Raw genomic sequence first — 6,263 nt, 5'->3', positions numbered from 1 at the left:
GGCGATGATGCGCAGGTTGCTGCCCTTGGACTTGGTGTAGCCGTTGATGGACGGCGAGGGACCGATGAAGCCGATGTCGATCGAACCGGCGTTCAGCGCCTCGATCTCCGACGGGCCCGCGTTGAAAGTCGACACCTTCAGCGCCGTGCCACCCAGCTCCTTCTGGAAGATGCCCTCATTGTCACCGACCAGCGCCGTGGCATGCGTCAGATTGGGGAAGTACCCGAGCCGTACGGCGTCGGCGGAGAGCTTCTTGCCCTCGGCGGCCACCTTCTTCTCGTCGTTCTTGGCCTGGGAGCCGTAGCTGCAGGAGGCGAGCACCCCGATGAGAAGGGGCAGTGCGGCAGCGGCGGCCAGGCCGCGGCGCAGGGTGGTTCGGGTGGTGGCAGGCACGGGAGGTGTTCCCCTCGATCTGTGTCAGTGAAGTCTGTGTTTATGTCGTCGCCCGACGCGGGCGAGCGAGTGGTGGAGCGGGTGGAGCGGCATCGCGCCGCCGCAGCGGCGCACGGAGGTCAGCACGCACATCGCGCGACACCTCCCCGGCCCGCGCCGAGGGCACCGGAGCCCACCCGGCCGCCCTCCTTCGCGAAGGTGGCCCAGAAGTCCTGACCCGTCATCAGAAGTCCCAGCCTTCCTCGTCGTCGACCGTCTTCTCGACGGCCTTGGCGGTGGCGAAGGACTCGCCCGCCATGCCGGCCGCGAGCGTGGTGCCGTCGGCCGGGTCGATCAGCAGGAACGAGCCGGTACGGCGCGAGTCCGCGTACGAGTCCAGCGCGAGCGGCTCGGCGGTGCGCACCTTGACCCGGCCGATGTCGTTGGCGACGAGCTGCCCCGGGTTCGGGTGCTGGGAGAGGTCGTCCAGGGTGAGCCGGGACGGGATGTCCTTGACGATCGCCTTGACCGTGCGGGTGGTGTGCTTGAGCAGCACCCGCTGGCCCACGGTGAGCGGCTGGTCCGCCACGTGGCAGACCGTCGCCTCGACGTCCTGGCTCGTCGCCGGGGCGTCACCGGAGGGCGCGAGCAGGTCGCCGCGCGAGATGTCGATGTCGTCGGCGAGCCGGATGGTGACCGACTGCGGCGCCCAGGCGATGTCCACGGGCTCGCCGAGCGCGTCGATCGCCGTGATCGTCGACGTCCTGCCGGACGGCAGCACGGTGATCTCCTCGCCGACCCGGAACGCGCCGGCCGCGATCTGGCCCGCGTAGCCCCGGTAGTCCGGGTGCTCGGCGGTCTGCGGACGGATCACGTACTGCACCGGGAAACGTGCGTGGCAGGCCGTCAGGTCGTGGCTGACGGGGACCGTCTCCAGGTGCTCCAGGACCGTCGGGCCGCCGTACCAGTCCATGTTGGCGGACGGCTCCACGACGTTGTCACCGGCCAGCGCCGAGATCGGGATCGCCGTGATCTCCGGGACGCCGAGTTCGGAGGCGTAGGTGGTGAATTCCTCGGCGATGGCGGCGAAGACGGATTCCTGGTAGTCGACCAGGTCCATCTTGTTGACGGCGAGGACGACGTGCGGGACGCGCAGGAGGGCGGCGACGGCGGCGTGGCGGCGGGTCTGCTCGACGACGCCGTTGCGGGCGTCGACGAGGACCACGGCCAGCTCGGCCGTCGAGGCGCCGGTCACCATGTTCCGCGTGTACTGCACGTGGCCGGGGGTGTCGGCGAGGATGAACCGGCGGCGCGGGGTGGCGAAGTAGCGGTAGGCCACGTCGATGGTGATGCCCTGCTCGCGCTCGGCGCGCAGGCCGTCGGTGAGCAGCGCGAGGTCGGGGGCGTCCTGGCCGCGGGAGCGGGAGGCGTGCTCGACGGCTTCCAGCTGGTCGGCGAGGACCGACTTGGAGTCGTGGAGCAGCCGGCCCACCAGGGTGGACTTGCCGTCGTCGACGGAACCGGCGGTCGCGAAACGCAGCAGGGTGGTCGCCGCGAGCTCCGCGTTGCCGGGGGTCGGCTGGTCGGTGGTCGTGCTCATTAGAAGTACCCCTCGCGCTTACGGTCTTCCATGGCGGCCTCGGAGAGCTTGTCGTCCGCCCGGGTGGCGCCCCGCTCGGTGAGCCGGGACGCGGCGATCTCGGTGATCACGGCCTCCAGCGTGGTGGCGTCGGAGTCCACCGCGCCGGTGCAGGACATGTCGCCGACCGTGCGGTAGCGGATCAGCCGCGTCTCGACGGTCTCGGTGTCCTTCGGGCCGCCCCAGTCGCCGGCCGTCAGCCACATGCCGTTGCGCTGGAACACCTCGCGCTCGTGCGCGAAGTAGATCTCGGGAAGCGAGATCTTCTCCCGCTGGATGTACTGCCAGACGTCCAGCTCGGTCCAGTTGGACAGCGGGAACACCCGGACGTGCTCACCGGGGGCGTGCCGGCCGTTGTAGAGCTGCCACAGCTCGGGGCGCTGCCGGCGCGGGTCCCACTGCGAGAACTCGTCGCGCAGGCTGAACACCCGCTCCTTGGCGCGGGCCTTCTCCTCGTCGCGCCGCCCGCCGCCGAACACGGCGTCGAAGCGGTGCTGCTGGATCGCCTCGGTCAGCGGCACGGTCTGCAGCGGGTTACGGGTGCCGTCCGGGCGCTCCTTGAGCGCGCCGCGGTCGATGTACTCCTGCACGGAGGCGACGTGCAGCCGCAGCCCGTGCTCGGCGACCACGCGGTCGCGGTACTCGATGACCTCGGGGAAGTTGTGCCCGGTGTCCACGTGCAGCAGCGTGAAGGGGATCGCCGCGGGGGCGAACGCCTTCAGCGCCAGGTGCAGCATGACGATGGAGTCCTTGCCGCCGGAGAACAGGATCACCGGCCGCTCGAACTCGCCCGCCACCTCACGGAAGATGTGGACGGCCTCGGACTCCAGGGAGTCGAGGTGCGACAGCGCGAACGGGCTGTCGGTCTCCTCGTGGAGATGAGCGACGGTGGTCATGCTGCGCCCCTTTCGTTCGCTTCTCCGCCCGCGCGGCGCACCGGTGCGGCTTTCGTGGTCGTCTGCGGGCCGGTGGCCGCGCGCGCGTCGCTCACAGGACACCCCTCTCGGTGAGCAGCGCGAAGAGCGTCGCTGCCGACTCCTGCACGGTCTGGGTGTGGGACTCGATCCGCAGATCGGGGTTCTTCGGCTCGTCGTACGGGTCGTCGACACCGGTGAGACCGCTGATCTCGCCCGCGGCCTGCTTGGCGTACAGGCCCTTCACGTCACGCACCGAGCACACCTCCACCGGAGTGGCGACGTGCACCTCGACGTACGGGGTGCCCTCGGCGGCGTGCCGCTTGCGGACCGCCTCGCGGCTGTCCTCGTACGGAGCGATGACGGGCACGAGCACCTTCACGCCGTTGGAGGCGAGGAGCTCCGCCACGAAGCCGATCCGCTGCACGTTGGTGTGCCGGTCCTCGCGGCTGAAGCCGAGGCCCGCGGAGAGGAACTCGCGGATCTCGTCGCCGTCGAGCACCTCGACGCGGTGGCCCTCGCCCCGCAGCCGGCCGGCCAGCTCGTACGCGATGGTGGTCTTGCCGGCGCTCGGCAGACCCGTGAGCCAGATGGTGGCACCGGTCACGTGCTTCTCCTGGGTTTCCTGAGTGTCCGTCATCCGTGCAGCCCGCACTCGGTCTTGGCGCGCCCGGCCCAGCGGCCGGCCCGCGCGTCCTCGCCTTCCAGCACCCGGCGGGTGCAGGGGGCGCAGCCGACGGAGGCGTAACCGTCCATCAGGAGCGGGTTGGTGAGGACGCCGTGCTCCGTGACGTACGCGTCGACGTCGTCCTGGGTCCAGCGGGCGATGGGGGAGATCTTCACCTTCCGGCGCTTCTCGTCCCAGCCGACGACCGGGGTGTTCGCCCGGGTCGGGGACTCGTCGCGGCGCAGTCCGGTGGCCCACGCGACGTACGCGGTCAGGCCCTCCTCCAGCGGCTTGACCTTGCGCAGCGCGCAGCACAGGTCGGGGTCGCGGTCGTGCAGCTTCGGCCCGTACTCGGCGTCCTGCTCCTCGACCGTCTGGCGCGGCGTGATCGTGATGACGTTGACGTCCATGACGGCGTCGACGGCGTCCCGGGTGCCGATGGTCTCGGGGAAGTGGTAGCCGGTGTCGAGGAAGACGACGTCCACGCCCGGCATGGCGCGCGAGGCGAGGTGCGCGACGACCGCGTCCTCCATGGAGGAGGTGACGCAGAAGCGCTTGCCGAAGGTGGCGGCCGCCCACTGGAGGATCTCCAGGGCGGAGGCGTCCTCCAGCTCGCGGCCGGCCTGCTCGGCGAGTGCCTTCAGGTCGGCCGCGGTCAGCTCATCGGCGGACTGATCGACCGTCATATCTCGTTCCTCCCAGAGTGGTTGACCGGAAGTCCGGGGGCGAGCAGCCCCAGGAACTTCAGCTGGAAGGCTCGGCTGCACGCGGCGCATTCCCAGGCGCCATGGCCCTGCTCGTTGGGACGCAGGTCCTCGTCCCCGCAGTAGGGGCAGTAGAAGGGGGCGGCTCGCTCGCTCAAGACAGCGCCTCCTCGGAGGCGCGCGCCGCCCAGGTGGCGAAGCGCTCGCCGTCCGCGCGCTCCTCCTGGAAGCGCTTGAGGAGCCGCTCGACGTAGTCGGGGAGCTCGGCCGAGGTCACCTTGTGGCCGCGGAGCTTGCGGCCGAAGCCGGCCTCCAGGCCGAGCGCGCCGCCCAGGTGGACCTGGTAGCCCTCGACCCGGTTGCCGTCGGCGTCCAGGACCAGCTGGCCCTTGAGACCGATGTCCGCGACCTGGATGCGGGCGCAGGCGTTCGGGCAGCCGTTGATGTTGATGGTGATCGGCTCGTCGAACCCCGGCAGGCGGCGCTCCAGTTCGTCGATGAGCGAGGCACCGCGGCCCTTCGTCTCGACGATCGCGAGCTTGCAGAACTCGATGCCGGTGCAGGCCATCGTGCCGCGCCGGAACGGCGACGGGGTGACCCGCAGGTCAAGCGCCTCGAGCGCGGAGACGATCGACTCGACCTGCGCCTCCTCGACGTCCAGGACCAGCATCTTCTGCTCGGCGGTCGTACGGACCCGGCCCGAGCCGTGTGCCTCGGCGATCTCGGCGATCTTCGTCAGCGTGGCGCCGTCGACGCGGCCGACGCGGGGCGCGAAGCCCACGTAGAAGCGCCCGTCCTTCTGCTGGTGGACGCCCACGTGGTCGCGCCACCGGCCGACCGGCTGCTCGGGGGCGGGGCCGTCCGTCAGCTTGCGCTTCAGGTACTCGTCCTCCAGGACCTGGCGGAACTTCTCCGGGCCCCAGTCGGCGACGAGGAACTTCAGGCGGGCGCGGTTGCGCAGCCGGCGGTAGCCGTAGTCGCGGAAGATCGAGATGACGCCCTCGTAGACGTCCGCCACCTCGTCGAGCGAGACCCAGGTGCCCAGCCGCACGCCGAGCTTGGGGTTGGTGGACAGACCGCCGCCGACCCAGACGTCGAAGCCGGGACCGTGCTCGGGGTGGTCGACGCCGACGAAGGCGATGTCGTTGATCTCGTGTGCCACGTCGAGCAGCGGCGAGCCGGAGACCGCGGACTTGAACTTGCGGGGCAGGTTGGAGAAGTCCTTGTTGCCGACGATCCGGCGGTAGATCTCCTCGATGGCGGGGGTGCCGTCGATGATCTCGTCCGCGGCGATGCCGGCGACCGGCGAGCCGAGGATGACGCGCGGGGTGTCGCCGCACGCCTCGGTCGTGGACAGGCCGACCGCCTCCAGGCGGTTCCAGATCTCCGGGACGTCCTCGATCCGGATCCAGTGGAACTGGACGTTCTGCCGGTCGGTGATGTCGGCGGTGCCGCGCGCGAACTCCTGGGAGATCTCGCCGATCACCCGCAGCTGCTCGGTGGTCAGCCGGCCGCCGTCGATGCGGACACGCAGCATGAAGAACTCCGCGTCCAGCTCCTCCGGCTCCAGGACACCGGTCTTGGTGCCGTCCAGGCCCTCGCGGCGCTGGGTGTAGAGGCCCCACCAGCGCATGCGGCCGCGCAGGTCGTTGGGGTCGATGGAGTCGAAACCGCGCTTGGAGTAGATCGTCTCAATACGTGTCCGCACATTGAGACCGTCGTCATCCTTCTTGAACTGCTCATTGCCGTTCAGCGGGGTGAAGTGCCCCGCGGCCCACTGACCCTCGCCACGGTGGCGCCCGGTCTTGCGGCGGGCGGTGGCGGGAGTGGGGTTTTCCGGGGTGGCGGCCATGGCGATATGTCCTTCGGGACGGCGAGGGGGCGGCTCTGACCTGCACACTCGCGCGTGGGTCGGAGGGTGGCGCGGCAGTGCGCAGCGAAACAGGACGTCAGGAAGAGTGCGGCGG

Annotated in this window: 7 protein-coding genes; all 7 read right to left on the bottom strand. The window is 70.4% G+C overall.

The window, feature by feature from the left end:
• Positions 1–393: ABC transporter substrate-binding protein (locus ACIRSU_RS36015; RefSeq protein WP_403801730.1), on the bottom strand; the 393-nt coding region annotated here is incomplete at its 3' end.
• A 223-nt stretch (positions 394–616) separates the two neighbouring features.
• Complete coding sequence (locus ACIRSU_RS36010) at positions 617–1,972, bottom strand: sulfate adenylyltransferase subunit 1 (protein ID WP_403801727.1); 1,356 nt, start codon at positions 1,970–1,972, stop codon at positions 617–619.
• Positions 1,972–2,907: a sulfate adenylyltransferase subunit CysD gene (gene cysD, locus ACIRSU_RS36005; protein WP_403801725.1), complete on the bottom strand. Its 936-nt coding sequence runs from the start codon at positions 2,905–2,907 to the stop codon at positions 1,972–1,974. Before cysD ends, ACIRSU_RS36010 begins: the two co-directional genes overlap by 1 nt.
• Positions 2,908–2,998: 91 nt before the next feature.
• The gene (gene cysC, locus ACIRSU_RS36000; protein ID WP_403801722.1) at positions 2,999–3,565 is read right to left on the bottom strand and encodes an adenylyl-sulfate kinase; all 567 of its coding nucleotides are present in this window, start codon (positions 3,563–3,565) and stop codon (positions 2,999–3,001) included.
• On the bottom strand, positions 3,562–4,278 hold the full coding sequence (locus tag ACIRSU_RS35995; protein ID WP_403801721.1) for a phosphoadenylyl-sulfate reductase: 717 nt from the start codon (positions 4,276–4,278) through the stop codon (positions 3,562–3,564). The genes cysC and ACIRSU_RS35995 overlap by 4 nt, the downstream gene beginning before the upstream one ends.
• The gene (locus ACIRSU_RS35990) at positions 4,275–4,454 is read right to left on the bottom strand and encodes a hypothetical protein (protein WP_403801718.1); all 180 of its coding nucleotides are present in this window, start codon (positions 4,452–4,454) and stop codon (positions 4,275–4,277) included. The genes ACIRSU_RS35995 and ACIRSU_RS35990 overlap by 4 nt, the downstream gene beginning before the upstream one ends.
• Positions 4,451–6,148, bottom strand: coding sequence for a nitrite/sulfite reductase (locus tag ACIRSU_RS35985; RefSeq protein ID WP_403801716.1), 1,698 nt, complete (start codon positions 6,146–6,148; stop codon positions 4,451–4,453). The genes ACIRSU_RS35990 and ACIRSU_RS35985 overlap by 4 nt, the downstream gene beginning before the upstream one ends.
• Between the last annotated feature and the right edge of the window lie 115 nt (positions 6,149–6,263).

The sequence above is a fragment of the Streptomyces sp. NPDC101160 genome (genome assembly GCF_044768205.1).
GTDB lineage: Bacteria > Actinomycetota > Actinomycetes > Streptomycetales > Streptomycetaceae > Streptomyces.
Note: the sequence above shows the minus strand (reverse complement) of the source record. Positions and strands in the feature narration are given on the sequence as shown.